Consider the following 15,664-nt stretch of genomic DNA (forward strand, 5'->3'; position numbering starts at 1 on the left):
AGGCCGCCCGCAGCGCCCTGGGTGCCGCCAGCGAACCTCGCCTGATCACCGCACCGATTGCCCGGGCCACGGAGATCCGTAGCCTGCTGCCCGAGACGATCGACGGCTTTCCCTGGGCCGGCCACCTCGGCCTGCGCCGCTATGAAGATCTGGTGGCGGCCCTGGAGCCCGGCGTCTCCACCCTGCTGTTCACCAACACCCGCAACCAGGCCGAGCGCTGGCACCAGTGCCTCCGCTACGCCTGCCCGGAGATGGAACACGCGTTAGCGCTCCACCACAGCGCCATCGACCGGGCCGAGCGCGAAGCGATCGAAGCTGGGGTGAAAGCAGGAGCCCTGCGCTGGGTTGTGTGCACCAGCTCCCTCGATCTGGGCGTGGATTTCCAGCCGGTGGAACGCGTGGTGCAGATCGGCTCTGCCAAAAATGTGGCCCGGCTGCTGCAGCGAGCTGGCCGCAGCGCCCACCTCCCCGGCGGCACCTCCCAGGTGTTGTTCATGCCCACCCACGCCTTAGAGCTGCTGGAGCTGAGCGCCCTGCGGCGGGGCCTAAGCGAGGGGCTGGTAGAGGCGCGCCGACCACCGACGGCACCGATCGACGTGCTGCTGCAGCACCTCACCAGCCTGGCCTGCGGCCCGGGATTCGAACCGGAGCAGGCACTGGCAACGGTCCGCACCGCCTGGAGCTACCGCCAGCTCAGCGATAGCGACTGGCAGTGGTGCCTGCGCTTCCTCGAGCACGGCGGCGACTGCCTTGGTGCCTATCCGCGCTACCGCAAGCTCGAGCGCGAGGGCGATCTCTATCTGGTGAAGGAAAAGGCGATCGCCCGAATGCATCGCCTGCACATCGGCACCATCACCGCCGATCGGGCCGTAACCGTGCGCTTTGTGCGCGGCGCCGTGCTCGGCCATGTGGAAGAGGCCTTCATCGGCCGGCTCAAGGCCGGCGATGTGTTCTTCTTTGCCGGCCGGCAGCTGGAGTTTGTGCGGCTGCGGGAGATGACGGCCCAGGTGAAGGCCAGCTCCAAAAAGAGCAGCACCGTGCCCGCCTGGTCTGGCGGCCAGATGGCCCTTTCCGACCTGCTCAGCCAGCACCTGCGCGCCGAAGTGGATCGTTGCGCCCGCGCCCTGGCGGGGGACGCCAAGCTCGATAGCCCCGAACTTATGGCCCTGGAGCCCCTGCTTCAGCGCCAGGTGCAGCTCTCAAGGCTGCCAAGGCAACACGAATTACTGGTGGAGGTGTGTAACAGCCGTGAGGGCAGCCACCTCTATGCCTATCCATTTGATGGGCGCTTTGTACACGAGGGCCTGGGTTTTCTCTGGGCCTGGCGCCTGGCCCGCCACCAGCCCAGCACGATCACGGTGTCGGTAAACGACTACGGCTTTGAACTGCTAGCGCCAAAAAACTATCCATTTGAAGAGTTATTTGAGCTACATGCCGAAGAACTGCTCGACGCCACCAATCTCAAGGACGACTTGGAGCAGGCAATCAACCTCTCAGAGCTATGCCGGAGGCGTTTCCGCGCCATTGCCCAGATCAGCGGCTTGGTGCTGAACGGCTACCCCGGCCAGTCCAAATCCGGCGGTCAACTGCAGATCAGCGCCGCCCTGCTCTACGACGTGTTCAGCCGCCACGAACCTGCCAACCGCCTCCTGGCCCAGGCCAGATCGGAAGTGCTCACCGACCAGCTGGATCTGCCCCGGATCACCCTGGCCTTGCAGCGGCTGCAGCGATGCAGTTTGCAGCTGGAGCGCACCGCCCGGCCCGGCCCGCTGGCCTTCCCCTTACTGGCAGAGCGCCTAAACAACCGCATGAGTAATGAGTCGCTGCTGGACAGGCTTCAGCGGTTGATCAAAGACGCAGGGGCAGCTGAGGGGAGGTGATACATCAAAGATCCCAACACCGAGGGCGAACTGGGTTACCCAGAACATCCCTAGTTTCTATCGATCTTGATCAACCCCTCTCAAACAACTCCGAACGGATTCGAGGCCACCTGGATCAACATGATCACCGCAGGTTCCGAGCCCACAGCTCCAGAAAGATGACCTCTACGACCTTCAATAAGTCGACAGTTCTGATCAGCACCAAACGATATCTCGCCGGGCCCCATCTCTACCCGCACGCCATCCATCGTTGTCACAAACCAGCGACCCACAATTGGCACGATTCACTGAAGCACAGGGTTTTCATGCCATTCATACTCTTGACCAGGCACCAGAGATAAAAACACAACACCGGTTGCATCATCGCGGGGACCAGACTGCCAAACACTTGGCATTCCCTGGATAAATGCGATCAGCTTAAAATCATCCAACCACTCCTTCATTTGATGACTCACCCCTTGATGATCACACCAGACGTGCCAAACATGAAATCCAGGATTAACTTCGGTCAGCATGGACTAAAAGCTTTGCTAATCCAATCTTAGCTGCAGATTTTTCTCATTCAGTTCCTCCTACGGCAGCCGAGCGCGCCGAAGGCGCCATGGCTAGCGTTTGATTGTTGTCAGGAATACCGCCGTGAGGGCTGATCCCCGGATCCTGATGGCCAACAACGCCTTCACCCAGCTCACCGGCTACCGCATTAGTGAAATCAAAGGGCAGGGGGCCAACCTGCTCAAATCCGGCCGGCATGACAACGCCTTTTACAAGCGGATGTGGGATGAGGTGCTCCACAAGGGCTTCTGGAAGGGCGACATCTGGAACCTGGTACTCAGCGGTGAGATCAGATGCCATCACCTCAACATCTCCACGGTGCGCGACGAGAGCCTCGAGCCCCAGTACTACGTAGGCATGCTGCAGGCCGTGCACTTCATGGCTCAGCACGACATCCTAACCGGGTTGGCAAACCGCTCGATGCTGATGGAGCAGCTGGAGCGCCATCTCGCCCTAGCCAAGCGCCATGGCCGCGGTGTGGCCCTGCTCTACCTCGATCTCGACGGCTTCAAGTCTGTAAACGACCAGTTCGGCCACAAGGTGGGCGAACTGGTACTGAAGATGGGCTGGAAACTGGTGGAGGCCAGCCGAGCCCCCTGCCCCCTTCCTCGGTCTGGACAGGGCCATTGCGATTTCGGCCAGCGTCGGCGTCGCCCGCTTTCCGGAGCACGGCAACACAAGCGAGGAGCTGCTGGCAGCAGCGGATAACTCCATGTACACAGCTAAGCGGGCAAAAACCAATCCTGTGCAGCTGAGTCGTGCCTCCCAGCCTCAGGCACCCGCTAGCTCAGGCCTGCTCCAGACGCTTGACGATCAAAGCCATCAGGGCCAAGGAACCAGCAAGGGCAATCAACAAGGCGATGGTCATAGCTGACGCGTCTATTACTGCAACAATTATCGCCGCTGAAGGGTCAAAGCCATCCACCTTCTGATGTCATTTTTGCTGGTTGCTCCATCGGCACCTGGCAACCTCGAGCTCTGCGCCCAATGGCGCTCAGCCCGAGGTGCAGAAAAGGCGAGCATCGCCAACCGGCTTGGGGCAAGCAACGGTCTCACCAAGAACACAAAGCTGGCCGAGGCTCAGCCCAGCGACATCAACAGCCTTTATCGCATCCCCGACATCCAACGGCTCTGCCGCAACTCCTAAGCAACTCAGCACCAATCCATGACCCTGAAGCTCTATGGCGGCGCCCGCAGCCGCGCCTCCATGCCCCGCTGGTATCTAGAGGAGAAGGGGATTGCCTACGACTGGATTCAACTCGACATGGAGGCAGGCGAGCACAAGAGAGAAAACTTTTGTGCCATCAACCCCTTCGCCAAGGTGCCAGCGCTGGTGGATGAGACCCTGCGCGCACCAGGCGGCAAACCGCTGCAGCTGTTTGAAAGCGGCGCAATCCTGCTGCATCTGGCCGATCACCACGCCAACGAATTCACTGGCACGGCAGCTGAGGTGGCAGCCCAGCGGGCATTGGCAAACCAGTGGATCCTGTTTGCCAATGCCACCCTGGCCGTGGCGCTGTTTGTGCCTAGCAACCGGGAGCGGGAATTCCCGCAGCTGATGGGGGTGCTCGATGGGCTGCTGGCAGGCGGCCGCTCCCTGCTGGCAGGGCCCTGGGGCGATCCAGCCTGGAGCGTTGCCGACTGCGCCGTAAATGCCTACCTGGCCTATCTCCCGATCTTCTTCCCCCAGATCGACCTAACTCCCTACCCCAACGTGCAGGCCACGATTGCCGCCACCCAGGCCCGGCCGGCCTACCAACGCGGCATGGGCAGGGCTTGAACTCGGCACGAAGCGCTGCTGCAACAAGCGTCAGCTTTGACTGGCGGGGCCAGCGGCTGCAGCTGCTGGGAGCCAAGGCGGCATGGGATCCCCAGCGCCGAAATTTATTAGTGGCGGATTTGCATCTAGGCAAGGCGGAAACCTTCCAGGCCCATGGCATTCCCCTGCCCAGCGATGGCGACGGCGCGACCCTCAATGGGCTCCTGGAGTTGGCCCATCAGCTGGAGCCCCAGCAGGTGGTGGTACTGGGAGACCTGATCCACAGCCGCTTAGGGCTCACCGGCGAACTCCGCGCCAAGCTGACTGCCCTACCGGAGCTGCTGGGCTGCCCGCTGCGTCTGATCGGCGGCAACCATGAGCAGGGCAGCTGGATCGAGGGGCTGCCGCAGGAGCCCTCCCAAGCCCTAGGCCCCTGGTGGCTGAGCCACATTCCAGAGCCGCGGGCGGGCATGCTCAACCTCTGCGGCCACCTGCATCCAGTGGCAGTGGTGGGCCGGGGTACCGATCGGCTGCGGCTGCCATGCTTCAGCTATTGCGAAGCCAGTGAGCGCTTAGCCATGCCAGCCTTCGGGCTCTTGACGGGAGGCCATCCCTGCTCCCAACGTGATCGGATCTGGTTGGTGGCCGACGGCGCCGTCGTGGATTGGACGCAAGCACCCCCCAGCAGCAATCGGGCCGCCTGAGCCCCAGGCCCCGCCGCCCGTTGTGGCGATACAAGCGGATGCTCACGGTGGCTCTGCCGGCAGGCTTTCTCACCTTTTTGGTGGCCATTGCCCCACCGCTGCCCGGGTCCGGCCCCCGGGCCGGAGCACCCCTACTCACCCGCGCCGACGACCAACCGTTCCGCTACCAGCCGGACGACAGCACCTATGCCCTCGACTTCGATCCCCGTGCCGTGCAGATCGACCTGCTGGAGGGCTGGGATCGGGAACAGGAGGCCTACGCCGACAGCCAGGCCCTGGCCTTCTTTTCGGGGCCGATGTACGAGCGCCACGTCGATGCGGGCGGGCGGGAAATCACGGTGCCGCTGGGCGATCTCAAGCTGGGCGATCGCATCTGGCGCGGCCGCAACCGCACCGCTGCCCGCCAGCGGGCCTTTGTGGGCATCCGCCGCGATGGGGGCGTCGACTTCGGCTTCGGCGAGCTGACGGCCGATCGCGCCCAGCGCTACGACAGCTTCATCGGCGGGCTTCACAGCGTCTACAACGACCTGGAGCGGCCGCCGGCCAGCTATCGCGGTGCCTACAGCATTTCGATGGGCCAGCAGATCCGCTATTTCCTACCCAGGATCCGCATGGTGATCGGCCTGCGCCCCGACGGCCGGCTGGAGGTGCTGATGAGCCGCGATGGCCTCACCCTCGAGCAGACCCGCTCCCTGGCGCGGCAGCGCGGGCTGCGGGCCGCCTACCTGCCCGACCACGCCTCCAAGAGCCGTTTCATCATCCCCGGCAAAAAGGGCTTCAGCGCGGCTGACGCCAACTGGATCAGCGGTGGCGCCACCAGCTTTGTGCACGTGCCCTACCTGCTGCGGCTGAGCCGACGCAGCACCACCCTGCAGGGGTCGCTGCTGGCCAGCATGGCGGGGCGAACGGCGGCGGAGGGCTGCGGCAATCCCTTCCAGTGCGGCCAAACCCTCGGCGGGCAACTGGTGGACCGGGCCCTGGCCGGCTTCAACCGGCTAATGGAGCAGGGGGTGGAACCCATCGCCCAGCTGATCTGGGCCCCTCGTGGTCCCCGGGATCCCCTGCGGGCCAACGCCAAGGCCCCCCTGCGGGAGCCGCCGATCAGCGCGGACCCCCTGGCCCTGCGCCAGCGCCAGGAGCAAGCCGCCGACAGCCCGGCGATCACCGGGGTGGAGTTCGAGACCCTCGGCCTGCCATCCGACCTCTCCCAGCCCCTGGTACTGCCAGAAGGCGTAGAACTGCCTGAGGAGGGAGCCGCGGCCGCGGACGGGTACGCCTCGCCAGCGGATCCAGGAGCGCCAGGGGCCGCCGAACTGGAGGGCGCCGAACCGGCGGAAGCACCATTGGATTCGGCGGTCGGCCCCACGGGCCAGATCACCACAGGGGCTCCCCTGCCGGGAGCGCCGCCACCACCGGGCCTGCCAGTGCCAGAGCCCTGATCGGCTGATACCCCTGCTTCAGCCCGCTGCCGCCAGGGCTCGCACCACATCGCCCCTGGTGAGCACACCCACCGGGTGGCGCTCGCCATCCAGCACAAACAGACGTTGGGTGCTGCGCTCATGCAGCAGGCCAGCCGCCGCCGGCAAGGGCAGCTCGGCGCTGCAGCTGTGGGGGTGTTGGCCCATCACCTCGCCCACGGTGCTGCCGAGCACCTGGTGCACCTCCTTGTCCCAGTTGAGCGGATTGCGCAGGTAGATCACCGCATCGAGCAGCATCACGTAGGGGCCGGGCTGGAAGCCGCTTTCGCGCACCATCAGGTCTTGCTCGCTGAGCTCGCCCACCAGGGCGCCACTGCCATCCACCACCGGCAAACCGCTGATGTGGTGCTCGCTCATCAACTGCACGGCCTCCTGCAGGGGACTGTCCGCTGTGACACTCAACACCGGTGCAGACATCACGGCGGAAACCAGCTGTTGCACCACGGGCCAAACAAGACGACTGGAGCCATTCTGGGGCCGAGCACGGCAGACACGATGGCGACGCAACGGATACGCCAACTGGCCGACGGCCTCACCGTGGCCCGGGCTGTGTTGGGACTACCGCTGATCGTTGCCCTGGCGGGGGGCCAACCAGCCCTGGCCTGGTGGCTGCTGCTACTGGGCGGCTTGAGCGACTGGGCCGATGGCGCCCTGGCACGCCGGGCCGGCGGCGGCTCGGTGTGGGGAGCCCGCCTCGATCCCCTCACCGACAAAATCCTGATCAGCGCGCCGCTGCTGTGGCTTGGAGCGGAGGGGATCCTGCCCCTGTGGGCGATCTGGCTGCTGCTGGCCAGGGAACTACTTATTTCTGGCTGGCGCGCCGCTGAAGCCAGCGGCGGCCCGGCCTCCTGGAGCGGCAAGCTCAAAACGATCCTGCAATTCGCCAGCCTGCTGCTGCTGCTCTGGCCCAACGGCTGGGGTTTCGGACTGGCGGCAGCATTCCAGACCGCTGGCTTCTGGCTGTTCTGGCCGTCGTTGCTGCTGGCGCTGAGCTCGGCCTGGGGCTACCTACGCAAGCCCTAAAGCAGTGAGCTCCTCGCTGCGCTGCCAGAGCCGCTGGCGCTGATCGGCATCGAGGGCCGCGGGGGCAATGCGCACCTCGGTGGGCCAGCCCCGCATGCCACCAAACTGATTTGGTCCGTAGTGGCCGCCTGGGGTGGCTTCGGGTGCGGTGGCGGCAAACAACTGGGGCAACGCTCCCATGGCCGCGCTCTGCAACAGCGGGCCCATCAGCCGGTAGGCCAGGGGTTCAATCCACGAGCCGTTGGCAGCAACTGAGGCCAGCTGAAGATTGGTGCGGGCAAAGCCCGGATGGGCCGCCAGCGACAACACGGCCTGGCCCTGATCGCGCAGCCGCTGCTGCAGCTCTAGGGCAAACATCACATTGGCGAGCTTGCTCTGTCCGTAGGCAGCCCAGCGGTCGTAGCGGCGCTCGCCCTGCAGATCGTCGAAAGCAATCCGGCCGAAATACTGGGCCCCTGAGGTCACGCTCACCACCCGGGCATTCGGGCGGTCTGATAGCAGCGGCAGCAGGGCCAGGGTGAGGGCGAAATGGCCCAGGTGGTTCACACCCAGCTGCATCTCGAAGCCGTCGGGGGTGAGCTGCCGCGGCAGGGCCATCAGGCCGGCGTTGTTGATCAGCAGATCCAATCGGCCGTAGCGATCGGCAAATTCCGCAGCTGCACGGCGAACGCAAGCCAAGCTGGCAAGATCAAGGTCCAGCAGCTCAAGGGCACCACCCCCGCTAGCGGCCGCTGCCTGTAATTCATCCTTGGCCAGCTCTGCCCGGGGCAGGCTGCGGCAGCCAAGCACCACGGTGGCGCCCTTGGCAACAAGCGCCCGAGCCGTTTCCAGGCCCAGGCCGCTGTTGGCGCCGGTGATCAGGACCAAGCGTCCGTCCTGATTGGGAATGGAGTCGGTAGTCCAGTTCATGGCAGGAGCCTATGGAAATAGGCCTCACACCTGCGGCAAGGGAGCTCAGCCGATCAAGGCCTCGTCTGCGGAGAAATCGGGGCTGGTGGGAGTCCGCAGGGCGTAGTCGTTGGTGTAGCTGTCGGCGATGGTGGCATCAAGGTCAAAGGCCGGCTCCCAGGCCAGTTCGCGCCGCACCCGGGTGGTGTCGGTGAGGAAGTGGGCCAGGCGCAGCGGGAAGGCCTTGCGGGCTTTTTTATCGAGAGCAGCGGGATCGAAGCTGCGGATTTCCACAGAAGCGAGCTCCTTGCCGGCCGCCCGGGCCGCTGCCTGCACCAAGCCTCGGAAGGTGACGCCCTGGCTGCCGGTGCAGTTGTAGATGCGATTGGCGGCGGCATCCACCTCGATGCAGCGAGCCATGGCGGCGGCTAGGTCTGCCACATGGCCCAGCTGGGTGATCGTGCTGCCATCACCGGGCAGGGGCACAGGCCGGCCATGCACGATTCGATCAAAAAACCAGCTCTCTACAGGGTTGTAGTTGCCCGGCCCCACGATGTAGGTGGGCCGAAAGCTGGTGAAGGCGATGCCCTCGCTGCGCAGCCAGTCTTCCGTTTCAGCCTTACCAGCGTGGCGGCTGGCGGGATCAACGGGGCTGTTTTCATCGAGGGGCCAAAGCTCGCTGTCGGCATAGACGCCGGCCGAGCTCACATACACAAAGCGATGGGCCGGAGGCCCGGTGCGATCGATCACAGCGCGGGAATCCTCAAGGCTGCGGCCCGAGCTATCGACGATCACATCAAAACTGCGACCCACCAGCGGCTCCAGCCCCCCAGCAGTGCTGCGGTCGCCGATCAGGTGCTCCACCCCAGCCGGCGCAGGCTTGTTGCCACGGGTAAACAGGGTGAGGGCATGGCCTTCAGCCTGCAGCCGCTCCACCAGCGGTTTGCCCACGAAGCGGGTGCCGCCCATCACCAGGATGTTCATGCTGCTGCCCACTGGAGGCGAAACTGGGGGCCATTCAAACCCCCGGCTAGCTGGCGGTTACTCCACCACCGTGATGCCCGTGTCGATCCGCTCGATCGGTGGCGCCGCCAGCGTCTGCTGCCAAAGGGACAAGATCGACCAGTAGCCCTGGGCCCTCGGCTTGGTCGCCACGCTGGAGTTCACCACGCCGCTGCGTATTTGGCCCACCAGCTCGGGCAGATCATCAATGCCGACGGCCTGCACACGACCCTGGGCCCCCAGGCTGGCGATGGCACGGCCGATGCCGATCGGCCCGCTGGCGTCGCTAGCCACCCAGCCCCGCAGCGCCGGATGGGCCTTCATCGTGGCTAGAGCCTGCTGCTCGGCGGTGGCGATGGAGTCTTGATCGCTGGGGGTGGCAACCACCTGGATGGCGGGAAAGCGGCGGAATACCTCCTGATGGCAGCGAAATCGAATCGCGTGGTTTGGCGCCGTGGGAACGCCCTGCATGATTGCCACCTCACCACGACCTGCCAGCAGCTTCACCAGGCGCTCAGAGGCAAGCTGGGCCTGCTTGCAGTAGTCGTTGCCAACGCTGGTGATCGGCAAGCCGGCCGGTGCTTCGGAATCGAAAATCGCCAGCTGAATCCCCTCAGCCCGAGCGCGGACAAGCAGGGGAGTTAGGCGGTTGGCATCGAGCAGATCGATGAAAATTCCATCGGCCTTGGAATTGATAGCCCGGCTGAGGATCACTTGTTGCTGCTCCACCGTGGCTTGGGCCGGGGGCTGGTAGTCCACGGTCACCGGCCGGCCGGTCTGGCTGGTAATCATGCGGGCCGCCGCCAAGGCTCCCAGTCGCACCTCCTCAAACCAGGGGTGACTGACCTTCGGAACCAGCACAAAACGCAGGGCCGTTTTGGCCGGTTCCGCCCTGACGGGCATCAACATTGCTCCTGCAGCGACGCCTAAGCAGGCGAAAACCCTGACGGCACTCCTGCCGATTCCGCCTGCAAAGGAGGCTTGTCGAACTCGGGCCATCGGGCGCACAGACGGAGCTTCTAATTTTGACTGCCAAGACGGCGCCGTAAACCACACTTTGGTTCTGGTTTGCCTCTTTTTGTGATGCGTCTGGCCAAGGCCTACACCGCCCAGCCCGCCACCATCACGTCGTGGCCCGCCGGCAGCCGCGGCTATCGCCACTTCTCCCTGCTGGGAGAGCGGGGCCAGGGCGCGGAACGGGCCGTGGAACTCCAGGCGGTGCTGGAGCGGGGCTTTCGGTTGGTGGTGCCGCTAAGTGAGCTGCGCAACCGGCAGCTCTGGCAGCCTGGCTGGCAGCAATTGCCTCCAGCAGCCATGCAGATAATTCCCGCCATCGACCTGCTCGATGGCCACTGCGTGCGGCTGCACCAGGGCGACTACGACCAGGTAACGCGCTTCTCCGACGACCCAGTGGCCCAGGCCCTCAGCTGGCAGCAACAGGGAGCCAGGCGGCTGCACCTAGTGGATCTAGATGGCGCCCGCAGCGGCCAACCGGTCAATGATGCGGCCGTGAAGGCGATCACCACTGCCCTCAGCATCCCCGTGCAGCTGGGGGGTGGGGTGCGCAGCGCCGAACGGGCCGAGGAGCTGCTGAGCTTCGGACTGGATCGGGTCATCCTCGGCACCGTGGCTCTTGAGCAACCCGAATTAGTCGATGAGCTGGCATCGCGCTATCCCGGCCGGATCGTGGTGGGCATTGACGCCAAAAACGGCAAGGTGGCCACCCGCGGCTGGATCGAAGAGAGCAGCACTGAAGCCACCGCCCTAGCCCAGCGCTTCTGCGCCAGCGGCATCGCCGCAATCATCAGCACTGACATCGCCACAGACGGCACCCTGGCTGGCCCCAACCTCGAAGCCCTGAGGGCGATGGCCGAGGCCAGCGCCGTGCCGGTGATCGCCTCCGGCGGCATCGGCAACCTGGAGCACCTGCTGTCGCTGCTGAGCCTGGCGCCCCTAGGGGTGGAGGGGGTGATCGTGGGCCGGGCCATCTACGACGGAAGGGTGGATCTAGCTGAAGCCCTGCAGGCCATCGATGAGGGCCGCCTGCAGGATCCAACCAGTGCCTCGATGATGGCCTGAATCTGCGCCCAGCTCACCTTGACCGACGCCTTGGGAACGCGCGCCGTGCTGGCGGTATTGGTGCCCTCCACCAACACGATGGTGGAACCGGATCTGGCCTCGCTTCAGCCCCCGGGGGTGACCAACCACACCTTCCGCTTCCCCTTCCCCGAGCTGCCCGCCAGCCCAGAGCGCCTTCTGGCCTTGATGGAGCCTGCCATCGCCATGGTAGGAGCCTGCGAACCGGATCACCTGGTGCTTGGTTATTCGCCGGAATACATGCCGCAGGCGGCGGCGGTAGCCCGCCATTTGAAAGCCAGCCTGGAGCAGGCCACAGGTGTGGCGGTCAGCACCGCCACCGAAGCGGTCAGCGCCGCCCTGAGAGCCCTAAACTGCAAAAGACTAGGCATCGTCAATCCCTTCCCCGAGCAGGCCAACGCTGCGGTGCTCAACCACTTTCAGAGCGAGGGCTTTGAGGTTCAGGCCATGGAGTGCCTGGCCTCCGCGCAAAAGGGCAAGGTGTTTTCGGCGAGAATCAGCGCCGAGCAGATCCGGGCAGCCTTTCGTGCGGTGGACCATAGCAGCGTGGATTGCCTGTTGCAGGTGGGCACCAACTTGGTGGCCACCTCCCTGGTGGAGCAGCTGGAACAGGAGCTGGGCAAGCCAGTGGTTGCAGTCAACACCGCCACTTACTGGTACGCCTTGCAAGAATTAAACATTCACCAGCTCGGCTCAGGCAACGGTCAGCTGATGCAGCTAGCGATGTAAGGCTGCCGCGATGGCAAAAGCGGATCGCTTGCGACCTGCCCTATAACAGATTGAGTCTGATTTGAGGCGTGTCGCGTGAACGCCGGCGCCCTTCCCCCAACCAATTCATCAACCTGCGTAGATGACGTCTACCAGCGTTGCCGCGACCTGGGCATGAGGCTCAGCCGCCAGCGCCGCATGGTGCTCGATTTGCTTTGGGTTGAGAAGAGCCATCTCAGCGCCCGCGACATTTTTGAAAAGCTCAACAACCTGGGCCGCAACATCGGCCACACGTCTGTTTATCAAAACCTCGAAGCCCTGCAGACCGCTGGCGTAATCGAATGCCTCGACCGGGCTAGCGGCCGGCTCTACGGCTATCGCAGCGATCCCCACAGCCACCTCACCTGCTCGCAATCAGGCGCTATCCAAGACCTAGACGTCGAGCTGCCGCGCGAGTTGCTCGACCAGATCGAGCGCCACACCGGCTTCGCCATCGAGACCTACACCCTGCATCTCACCGGCCGGCGCCGCAGCTGAATCCCTTCGCCCACCCAGGACTGGAGATTCCGCTCCAGCATCGGTACCTTTGGCGCATGCCATCGCCAAACCCATGAGTTCGCCAAACCCGTGAGTTCGCAGCTGCTGCTGTTTGCCGAACCGCTGCTGCGCGATGGCCTCACCCGCCTGCTCACGGCTCAGGCGGGGCTTTACAGCGTCGCTGAGCGACCAGAGCAGCTGCAAGGGCTGCCCCAACTGGTGATCTGGCAGGCCAGCAGCAGCGACCTCCAGGGCGGGCGCCTGGCCGAAGAATTGCTGCGCCTGCAGGAGCGCTGGCAGCCGGCCCCGCTGCTGCTGCTGCTGCCGCCGGCCCATGGCCTGGGCGGTGATGCCCTGCTGCAGCTGCCGGCGGCTGGAATCCTCGAATCGCCCGAACCCCAGGATTTGCTGGCGGCCCTCGCAACCCTGCTGAAGGGCGGGCGCGTACTGGCAGCAGCGGCAGGCAGCGGCTCCCACCGCCCAGCAGCCAGCCCGGCCCTCGGCCTGGGCCAGTGGCTGCTGATCAGCGGCCTGCAGCAGATCGACGCAGACCTAGCTGCCATCAAGCGCCTGCTGACGCCGCCGCCCACCAACCTGGTGCTGCTGCTGGTGCTGCAGGGCCGCCTGCGCGAACTCTCGACAGCCCGCGAGCTGCTGCTGCTGCTTTGGGGGCCGCTGAGTGTGGCCTGGGGCGCACCCGATCCCTGCCCCAGCAGCCCGGAGCCCGTGCTGGCGATCACCCTGCAGCAGCGCAGTGCCGATGGCATCTGGCGCGCCATTCGTCAGCGGCTCGAGGCCGGCAGTGGTGCCGAGCTCAGCAACCAAAGCGGCCAGCTGCTGGCCTTGGAGGGCCTCAGCCCCGAGCGGCGGCGCGACCTGCTGCTGGCCCTGCTGTGCCAACTAGACAGCCTGCGCCAGCGGCTACTTGCCGACCCCGCTCCCCTGCAGCAGCGCTGGGAGCAGTGGCAGCCCGAGCTGCGCCAGCAGGCCATGCGCAGCCTGGTTAATTCCTACGTGCAGCTGCCCTGCGAAGGCAGCCTGCTGCCGGTAGCCGACAGCCTGCTTCGCAGCAGCGATCTGACCGGCCGCGACCCGGAGCTTCCCGAGGCCCAGCCGATGCTGGCCTCCCTGGTGCGGGCCCAGCCCCTGCTGGTGGATGGCCAGCTGCTGGCCGCCGACGAACCGCGGGCCGTGCTCTATCTCGAACTACTAGTGAGCAACTGGCTGGTGCGCAGCGCCGAACTGGTGAGTGCCGAGCTGCTGGCCAGCTGCGCCGGCTGGCCCGAGTTGCGTCGCTACCTGCTCCAGCCCGAGCTGCTCGCCACCCGCAACCTGGAGCGGCTGCGCAACCAGCTCAATGCCCAACTGCGTTGGAGCAGCTGGGTGGAGCGGCCAATCAGCCTCTATGAAAGCCGTCGCCGGCTCTACTGCCTGCACGATGGTGCCATCCGCTGCCAGGAGCTCACCGAACCCCGCGACGCTGAACTGCGCCAACTGGGCTGGCTGCAGCAACTGGTGACCCTGGCGCTGGAAAGCCGCGATGCCCTGGCTCCCCAGGTGCAGGGCCTACTGCGAGGCCTCGGCGATCTGGTGGTGGTGCTGCTCACCAGGGTGCTGGGCCGGGCCATTGGCCTGGTGGGCCGGGGTATTGCCCAGGGCATGGGCCGGGGCATCGCCAAGGGCGTGGGCCGCAGCTGACGCCCCTTCACAATGGCTTTATTCGAGCTTGCAAGCCGGCATGGGGCGAAATAAAAACGGGCAACAGGGGATCGGGGCACGGGCCTCAACCCTTGAGCACCTCCTGCGACTCCTGCTCAGTTCCGCCCTGGGGCTGCTGCTGGCGGCGGGCCTGGTGGGCCTAGGTAGCCACCCAGCCCAGGCCTCGCTCACAAGCAACAGCTACGACGGCAACATCTACGCCCTCTACGCCGGCAACGGCTCCCTGGTGCCGCCCCGAAGCAGCCTTGCCAAAGCCCTGGCCGACCACCGCACCACCGTTGTCGTCTACTACCTCGACGACGACGCAGCCAGCAAGCAATTCTCGGCCGTGGTCTCGGAGCTGCAGCGGGTGTGGCTCAACAACATCGAGCTGATTCCGCTGGTTACGGATCCACTCCAAAACCGGCCCGACACCGGCCCCAGCGATCCGGCCCACTACTGGTCGGGCCTGATCCCCCAGGTGGTGGTGTTCAACAGCGAGGGGCAGGTTGTCTTCGATGAGCAGGGCGCCGTGAGCGTCGATGCCATTAATGCCGCCGTCAGCCAGGCCACCGGCATCCCCCTACCCGAGGGGGGCACCACCAGCACCACCGAGAGCTTCAACGAACTCAATTCCGAGGTGGTGAGCCGCTGATGGGCCGCCTTGAAAGCGACAGCATGGGCACCATCGAGGTGCCCGAGCAGCACTACTGGGGCGCCCAGACCCAGCGCTCAATCGAATATTTCCCCTTCGGCCAGGCCATGCCCCTGGCGGTGCTGCACGCCTTCGGAGCGCTCAAGGCAGCCTGCGCCGAGGTGAATATGGCCAAGGGCAAGCTCACTCCCGAGCTGGCCGCCCTAATCGTGGCGGCTGCCGAGGAGGTGGCCTCCGGCCGCCTCGACGCTGAATTCCCGCTCAAGGTGTGGCAGACGGGCTCCGGCACCCAAACCAACATGAACGTCAACGAGGTGATCGCCAATCGGGCGATCGAAGCCGCCGGTGGGGTGCTGGGCAGCAAGAGCCCGGTGCACCCCAACGACCATGTGAACCTCAGCCAATCCAGCAACGACACCTTCCCCGCGGCCCTGCATGTGGCCGTGGCGATTGAGCTGGAGCGCACCCTGTTGCCCGCCGTGGAGGCGCTGCGCGCCGCTCTGGCCGCAAAGGCCGAGGCCTTTGCGGCGATCATCAAGATCGGCCGCACCCACCTCCAGGATGCGGTGCCCCTGAGCCTGGGCCAGGAATTCAGTGGCTACGGAGCCCAACTGGATCTAGCCCTGGAAACCATCCGCGCCAGCCTGCCCCAGGTGCGCCAGCTGGCCATCGGCGGCACGGCT

At 65.3% G+C, this 15,664-nt stretch carries 19 protein-coding genes and 1 pseudogene; 15 read left to right on the forward strand and 5 right to left on the reverse strand.

The genetic code is table 11. The annotated features are described in order from the left end of the window. Positions 1–1,880 (forward strand): helicase-related protein (locus KBY72_RS11860; RefSeq protein WP_254993681.1); only part of this gene is annotated, 1,880 nt, incomplete at its 5' end. Between the two features lie 284 nt (positions 1,881–2,164). Here the strand turns inward: KBY72_RS11860 and KBY72_RS11865 are convergent. Then, positions 2,165–2,395 carry a hypothetical protein gene (locus tag KBY72_RS11865; protein WP_254993682.1) on the reverse strand — a complete coding sequence of 77 codons (231 nt, stop codon included), beginning with the start codon at positions 2,393–2,395 and terminating at the stop codon, positions 2,165–2,167. Between the two features lie 121 nt (positions 2,396–2,516). Here KBY72_RS11865 and KBY72_RS11870 point away from each other — a divergent pair, with 121 nt between their 5' ends. Genes KBY72_RS11870 through KBY72_RS11895 form a run of 6 tightly spaced genes read left to right on the forward strand, consistent with a single transcriptional unit; the run spans position 2,517 to position 6,334 of the window. Continuing rightward, positions 2,517–3,140 (forward strand): PAS domain-containing protein, encoded by a 624-nt coding sequence (locus KBY72_RS11870; RefSeq protein WP_254993683.1) that lies wholly within the window; start codon positions 2,517–2,519, stop codon positions 3,138–3,140. Then, positions 3,064–3,306: a GGDEF domain-containing protein gene (locus tag KBY72_RS14550; protein WP_396121848.1), complete on the forward strand. Its 243-nt coding sequence runs from the start codon at positions 3,064–3,066 to the stop codon at positions 3,304–3,306. The genes KBY72_RS11870 and KBY72_RS14550 overlap by 77 nt, the downstream gene beginning before the upstream one ends. 57 nt (positions 3,307–3,363) lie before the next feature. Continuing rightward, the gene (locus KBY72_RS11880; RefSeq protein WP_254961564.1) at positions 3,364–3,579 is read left to right on the forward strand and encodes a hypothetical protein; all 216 of its coding nucleotides are present in this window, start codon (positions 3,364–3,366) and stop codon (positions 3,577–3,579) included. A gap of 18 nt (positions 3,580–3,597) precedes the next feature. Continuing rightward, positions 3,598–4,212 carry a glutathione S-transferase family protein gene (locus KBY72_RS11885; protein WP_254993684.1) on the forward strand — a complete coding sequence of 205 codons (615 nt, stop codon included), beginning with the start codon at positions 3,598–3,600 and terminating at the stop codon, positions 4,210–4,212. Continuing rightward, on the forward strand, positions 4,209–4,895 hold the full coding sequence (gene pdeM / locus KBY72_RS11890; RefSeq protein ID WP_254961566.1) for a ligase-associated DNA damage response endonuclease PdeM: 687 nt from the start codon (positions 4,209–4,211) through the stop codon (positions 4,893–4,895). The genes KBY72_RS11885 and pdeM overlap by 4 nt, the downstream gene beginning before the upstream one ends. Before the next feature lie 38 nt (positions 4,896–4,933). After that, positions 4,934–6,334, forward strand: coding sequence for a hypothetical protein (locus KBY72_RS11895; RefSeq protein ID WP_254961595.1), 1,401 nt, complete (start codon positions 4,934–4,936; stop codon positions 6,332–6,334). 18 nt (positions 6,335–6,352) lie between these two features. Here the strand turns inward: KBY72_RS11895 and KBY72_RS11900 are convergent, their stop codons facing one another. Continuing rightward, the gene (locus tag KBY72_RS11900) at positions 6,353–6,790 is read right to left on the reverse strand and encodes a CBS domain-containing protein (RefSeq protein WP_254929578.1); all 438 of its coding nucleotides are present in this window, start codon (positions 6,788–6,790) and stop codon (positions 6,353–6,355) included. A 78-nt stretch (positions 6,791–6,868) separates the two neighbouring features. On the opposite strand from KBY72_RS11900, the gene KBY72_RS11905 reads away from it, so the two are divergent. Continuing rightward, complete coding sequence (locus KBY72_RS11905; protein WP_254929574.1) at positions 6,869–7,396, forward strand: CDP-alcohol phosphatidyltransferase family protein; 528 nt, start codon at positions 6,869–6,871, stop codon at positions 7,394–7,396. Here KBY72_RS11905 and KBY72_RS11910 read toward each other — a convergent pair. Genes KBY72_RS11910 through KBY72_RS11920 form a run of 3 tightly spaced genes read right to left on the reverse strand, consistent with a single transcriptional unit; the run spans position 7,382 to position 10,189 of the window. Continuing rightward, positions 7,382–8,305 carry an oxidoreductase gene (locus KBY72_RS11910; protein WP_254961568.1) on the reverse strand — a complete coding sequence of 308 codons (924 nt, stop codon included), beginning with the start codon at positions 8,303–8,305 and terminating at the stop codon, positions 7,382–7,384. The genes KBY72_RS11905 and KBY72_RS11910 overlap by 15 nt on opposite strands. A 45-nt stretch (positions 8,306–8,350) precedes the next feature. Beyond that, positions 8,351–9,268, reverse strand: a complete 918-nt coding sequence (locus KBY72_RS11915; protein WP_254993685.1) for an NAD-dependent epimerase/dehydratase family protein — start codon at positions 9,266–9,268, stop codon at positions 8,351–8,353. Between the two features lie 57 nt (positions 9,269–9,325). Then, positions 9,326–10,189: a substrate-binding domain-containing protein gene (locus KBY72_RS11920; RefSeq protein ID WP_254961569.1), complete on the reverse strand. Its 864-nt coding sequence runs from the start codon at positions 10,187–10,189 to the stop codon at positions 9,326–9,328. Between the two features lie 180 nt (positions 10,190–10,369). Between KBY72_RS11920 and KBY72_RS11925 the strand changes: the two are divergent. From KBY72_RS11925 to KBY72_RS11955, 7 genes and pseudogenes are all read left to right on the forward strand, one after another. Then, positions 10,370–10,570 (forward strand): annotated as a pseudogene (locus tag KBY72_RS11925) (TIGR02450 family Trp-rich protein); the annotation flags it as partial. 30 nt (positions 10,571–10,600) lie between these two features. Beyond that, positions 10,601–11,365, forward strand: a complete 765-nt coding sequence (hisA, locus tag KBY72_RS11930) for a 1-(5-phosphoribosyl)-5-[(5-phosphoribosylamino)methylideneamino]imidazole-4-carboxamide isomerase (RefSeq protein WP_254961598.1) — start codon at positions 10,601–10,603, stop codon at positions 11,363–11,365. An 18-nt stretch (positions 11,366–11,383) separates the two neighbouring features. Then, the gene (locus KBY72_RS11935) at positions 11,384–12,112 is read left to right on the forward strand and encodes a hypothetical protein (RefSeq protein ID WP_254993686.1); all 729 of its coding nucleotides are present in this window, start codon (positions 11,384–11,386) and stop codon (positions 12,110–12,112) included. Between the two features lie 153 nt (positions 12,113–12,265). Beyond that, complete coding sequence (locus tag KBY72_RS11940) at positions 12,266–12,628, forward strand: Fur family transcriptional regulator (RefSeq protein WP_254929581.1); 363 nt, start codon at positions 12,266–12,268, stop codon at positions 12,626–12,628. Positions 12,629–12,718: 90 nt separating this feature from the next. Continuing rightward, positions 12,719–14,326 (forward strand): DUF3685 domain-containing protein, encoded by a 1,608-nt coding sequence (locus KBY72_RS11945; RefSeq protein WP_254961571.1) that lies wholly within the window; start codon positions 12,719–12,721, stop codon positions 14,324–14,326. A gap of 40 nt (positions 14,327–14,366) precedes the next feature. Continuing rightward, positions 14,367–14,981: a thylakoid membrane photosystem I accumulation factor gene (locus KBY72_RS11950; protein WP_254961572.1), complete on the forward strand. Its 615-nt coding sequence runs from the start codon at positions 14,367–14,369 to the stop codon at positions 14,979–14,981. Beyond that, positions 14,981–15,664 (forward strand): lyase family protein (locus tag KBY72_RS11955; protein ID WP_254993687.1); only part of this gene is annotated, 684 nt, incomplete at its 3' end. The genes KBY72_RS11950 and KBY72_RS11955, both read left to right, overlap by 1 nt.

The organism is Cyanobium sp. BA5m-21 (assembly GCF_024346235.1).
GTDB classification, from domain to species: Bacteria; Cyanobacteriota; Cyanobacteriia; order PCC-6307; family Cyanobiaceae; genus Cyanobium_A; species Cyanobium_A usitatum.